The organism is Candidatus Cloacimonadota bacterium (assembly GCA_034661015.1).
In the GTDB taxonomy this organism is placed as follows: domain Bacteria; phylum Cloacimonadota; class Cloacimonadia; order JGIOTU-2; family JGIOTU-2; genus JAYEKN01.
This window is the reverse complement of the sequence record JAYEKN010000196.1, coordinates 1-3,831: the sequence shown is the minus strand read 5'-3', so window position 1 is coordinate 3,831 and position 3,831 is coordinate 1. Positions and strand designations below refer to the sequence as shown.

General features: G+C 35.4%; 5 protein-coding genes. All 5 read right to left on the bottom strand.

The window, feature by feature from the left end:
* Positions 1 to 75 precede the first annotated feature (75 nt).
* From U9P79_07575 to U9P79_07555, 5 genes are read right to left on the bottom strand one after another with little or no spacing between them, the layout of a single operon-like run.
* Positions 76 to 480: a HEPN domain-containing protein gene (locus U9P79_07575; GenBank protein ID MEA2104482.1), complete on the bottom strand. Its 405-nt coding sequence runs from the start codon at positions 478 to 480 to the stop codon at positions 76 to 78.
* On the bottom strand, positions 464 to 784 hold the full coding sequence (locus U9P79_07570; GenBank protein ID MEA2104481.1) for a nucleotidyltransferase domain-containing protein: 321 nt from the start codon (positions 782 to 784) through the stop codon (positions 464 to 466). The genes U9P79_07575 and U9P79_07570 overlap by 17 nt, the downstream gene beginning before the upstream one ends.
* A 15-nt stretch (positions 785 to 799) precedes the next feature.
* Positions 800 to 1,315: a 3-isopropylmalate dehydratase gene (locus U9P79_07565; protein MEA2104480.1), complete on the bottom strand. Its 516-nt coding sequence runs from the start codon at positions 1,313 to 1,315 to the stop codon at positions 800 to 802.
* Between the two features lie 37 nt (positions 1,316 to 1,352).
* A complete protein-coding gene (locus U9P79_07560; GenBank protein ID MEA2104479.1) occupies positions 1,353 to 2,573 on the bottom strand; it encodes a M23 family metallopeptidase in 1,221 nt (406 codons plus the stop codon).
* On the bottom strand, positions 2,574 to 3,803 hold the full coding sequence (locus U9P79_07555) for an aconitase/3-isopropylmalate dehydratase large subunit family protein (GenBank protein MEA2104478.1): 1,230 nt from the start codon (positions 3,801 to 3,803) through the stop codon (positions 2,574 to 2,576).
* Positions 3,804 to 3,831 lie beyond the last annotated feature (28 nt).

The following is a 3,831-nucleotide window of genomic DNA, read 5'->3' as shown; positions in this document are numbered from 1 at the left end:
ATTAGTGAAATGGAAACTAAAATGAAAAAGATCTTTTTCACTTTTTAACTCCTTTCTGTTTGCTCATGTTTTTTATTATTTTATTAAAAGAAAGCGATAATTTGCATTATCGCATTCGACGAATTTTTTTGCTTTTTTTGCCAAATAATATGCTTCTCGTGCGTCTTCTTCAGTTGGTTCAAACCAATCATCAGGATATCTTATTTCAACTGAAAAATCATTAAGAATTAATAAAGAATCTTTCAAAATAGAAAAATCTTTATCGGTTTCTTTACATAATTCTAAAAGACGCAATAGGTTGTGGATTTTTGGGAAGTGTTTATTTTTATTAATCAGATATGCTTTGATATATTTCTCTGTTGATTGGTGACAATGGAAACATACCGTATCGGTCGGAATATCTATACTGTTTAAATTATTTTTCACATTTAAAAGGTCATTTTCGGCTTTTTGAATCCAGTCTTCAACAAGTTCGTTCATAAAGGATTATCCCATTTTCAAAAACCTGATTAATAAAAGAATGTGAAAAATTTTTCCACTTTTCAACTTCTCTTTTGGTATAAACTAAAATATCCATAGCAATAGGATAAGGGTCAAAGAATTCATGAACTTCACGAGCTCTTTTGAACCTTGGTAAGTTGGATTCTTTAATTAGAAGAAGGTCTAAGTCGCTATCCCGAGTAAAATTTCCATTAGCATAAGAACCAAAAAGAATTATTTTTTCAGGATGATAATTATCAACAATCGTCTTGGTTATTTCTGCAATTTGTTTATTATTAATCATTTTGGAATTATAACTTTATTCATTTTTACCATATTCAAACAAATTTCCCGCTTGATAAATATCCATTTGTACTATTGAGAAAGGTTCGATTTGCAATGCTTCGGATGAAGTTTCACCGGTTTCAAGGTTGATGGTTAGCTGCTGTCTTTGCTTCAGGTCGGCAAGATTTATAGATTTGATAGTTAAAGCTGGAGTGCCGGAATTTATGGCATTTCGCTTGTAAATTGAACCAAAGGATTCGGCAATAATTGCTTGAATTCCAAGAGAAGTAAAACAATCCACGGCTTGTTGTCTCGAAGAACCAGCTCCAAAATTGCTTCCGACAATGACGATATCGTCCTTTTCGGCTTTAGCTGCAAAATCTTTCCAATTAGTCAAATTATCAAAGGTGTATTGCCCCATTTTTTTTATATCAGTAATAGCTAAATATTGGTTGTGGAAGATCATATCAGTATCAATATCTTCAATTAAATTCCCGTTTTCGTTAATGATCAACCAAATTTTTCCTGTGAGTTTAGAACTTTTTTTCATGTCGCTAATATCATCTCCGTTCATATTTTATGTCAAACTATTTAGAATAGTTATTAACAAGTTCATCATTAATACAGTTTACAATTGTATTAAACTGTAGCATTAATTTTTTGGGGATAGGGGGACCGGACACATTTTTCAGTCTTAATGGATTTATCGCTTTATTGTGATAATAAATTGTATAGTGAAGGTGAGGACCGGTTGACCAGCCGGTGGAGCCGACAAATCCGATAATATCTTGTTGTTTTACACGTTTGCCAACGTAGGTTCCTTTTGCATAAGCACTAAGATGCCCGTACAAAGTCTTATGTCCGTTTGGATGCCGAATCATAATAGTTTTCCCATAGCCACCTGTATTTCCGCGAGGAGTAGGGTGTCCGCCTTTCCAACCTTGATGAATTATTACTCCATCGGCGGAAGCCTGAACAGGAGTGCCTCTTTTTGCTGCATAGTCCACGCCGTTATGTAACCAGTATCTTTTTGTAATCGGGTGCACGCGCATTCCATAATAAGAACTGATATAAGAATAATTGAGAGGGGATTTAAGAAATGCTTTTTGAAATGACTTTCCTTTGGAATCATAGTATCCATCAAATTTTGCACCATTTGTGAAATAATAAGCTGTCATGTCAAAATTTTTTCCTAGGTATGAAGCGGATAGAATTTTACCGTTTTTGAGTATTTCACCGTTATTTGTAAATACTTCATAAATTATTTTACAAGAATCACCCTTACGAGGATCAATAAAAAAATCCAAATCCCACTGGAAAATATCCGTATAATCCATAACTATTTTCGGGTCAATTCCTTGTTCTACGAAACTATTATAAAGAGAAGATTCAATTGAGGTTGAAAATGTTTTTGTTTCTTTGGTAAGTTTTTTTTGGTTATTCTTGGAAATAAATTGATTTGTAGTGTCTCTTTGAACGATATAGTGGTTTATATTATCAGGAAAGAATTCCACGATCTGCACCTGCTGGAGTGTGTCAATCTGAAGAAGAAAACTGTCGTTGGGATGAACCTTCCGAAGATCATAGATGACATTTAGAGAATGGGTTATTTGATAGGCATCAGAATCAGCGATTCCATTTTCTCGTAAGGCCTGATATAAAGAAGAACCGGATTTTATTCTTCCTGATATGCAGTTATAGGGATTTTTTTCTTCGATTTCAATCGGATCAGTTTTCGATTTACCGCAGCTGAGAATTGATGATGTAATAATTATCAATACAAGAGAAAGTAAGAGATTCTTACTCATTTACAATTCACCAATGAGAGCGGCTTTTGCAGCTGTTATCGGGCTGGCAAGATAAGTGTTTCCATCGCCCTGTTTACCAGTATAATTTCGATTGGAGGTAGAGATTTGAACTTCACCCTTTCCTGTCATTCCGATCTGGCCGGAGGCGCAACCGCCACAACCCGGGTTTGCAATTATTGCTCCTGCATCATAAAGGATTTTAATAATTCCTTCACCAAGCATTTTTCCATAAACTTCTTTTGTTGTGGGGACGATTCGGAGCATAACTTGGGGATCAACTTTTTTGTTTTTCAAGATTTTTGCTACATTTCGCATATCTTCTATTCTGCCATTTGTGCACGAACCGATAAAAACGGAGTTCACTTTAAGTCCCTTTAGTTCGGAAACATCTTTTACATTATCCGGTTTTGGCGGACAAGCAATTTGAGGTTGGAGTCCTTCTACATCAATTTCAATTTCTTCAATATATTCGGCATCTTCATCTGCTTGGATAAAATTTGCTTTCTCACCAATTCGGTTTGAAACCCACTTTTTTACATTTTCGTTCGGTTTGGGATAAGCAACGATTCCACCCATTTCAGTCATCATACTGCAAAGGGTAACATAATCGGCAAAGTTCAAATCTTCAAGGCATTCTCCGTAATATTCAATACATTTTCCCAGAGCTCCCTTACTTTTGATCTTTCTTAGGATGTAGAGAACCAGATCTTTTCCGGTTGTCGGATAAGCAAATTTGCCTTTCAGATTGATCTTGATGGTTGCCGGAACTTCAAACCAATTTTTTCCGGTTCGGAAAGAAAAAGCGATGTCCTGATCGCCCATTCCCTGACCGAATGCACCGACCACACCCAAAATATTGAAATGGCTATCTGTGCCTACAATAGTTTTTCCGGGACGTGCCAATCCGGTTTCCATAAGAATATGAGTTCCGATTCCTTGGTCAACATCATATACTTTTATTCCCTGTTTTTTGGCGTAATCACGGCAGATCTGTTGATTATTTGCGTAAGGAATATTTTTTGCCGGGGCCACAGTGTCAAAGGTAAAATAGATATTTTCAATATTGTTTACTTTACCGTCTGCATAGTATTTTTCCATATTTTTTACTACATTGGGTCCACCAAAATCCCGAGCCGTTCGAATATCTAATTTCATCCAAACGATCTTCCCAGGCTTAACTTCTTGTTCGGAATGCGTCTGAATGATTTTTTCAATTATCGTTTTTCCCATTTTTTTTCCTTTTGTTTAAATGTTTAAT

What these genes read in the sequence shown, in the direction of transcription:
- U9P79_07575 (MEA2104482.1), bottom strand. Translation starts at nt 480, where the DNA reads ATGAACGAACTTGTTGAAGACTGGATTCAAAAAGCCGAAAATGACCTT.
- U9P79_07570 (MEA2104481.1), bottom strand. Translation starts at nt 784, where the DNA reads ATGATTAATAATAAACAAATTGCAGAAATAACCAAGACGATTGTTGAT.
- U9P79_07565 (MEA2104480.1), bottom strand. Translation starts at nt 1,315, where the DNA reads ATGAAAAAAAGTTCTAAACTCACAGGAAAAATTTGGTTGATCATTAAC.
- U9P79_07560 (MEA2104479.1), bottom strand. Translation starts at nt 2,573, where the DNA reads ATGAGTAAGAATCTCTTACTTTCTCTTGTATTGATAATTATTACATCA.
- U9P79_07555 (MEA2104478.1), bottom strand. Translation starts at nt 3,803, where the DNA reads ATGGGAAAAACGATAATTGAAAAAATCATTCAGACGCATTCCGAACAA.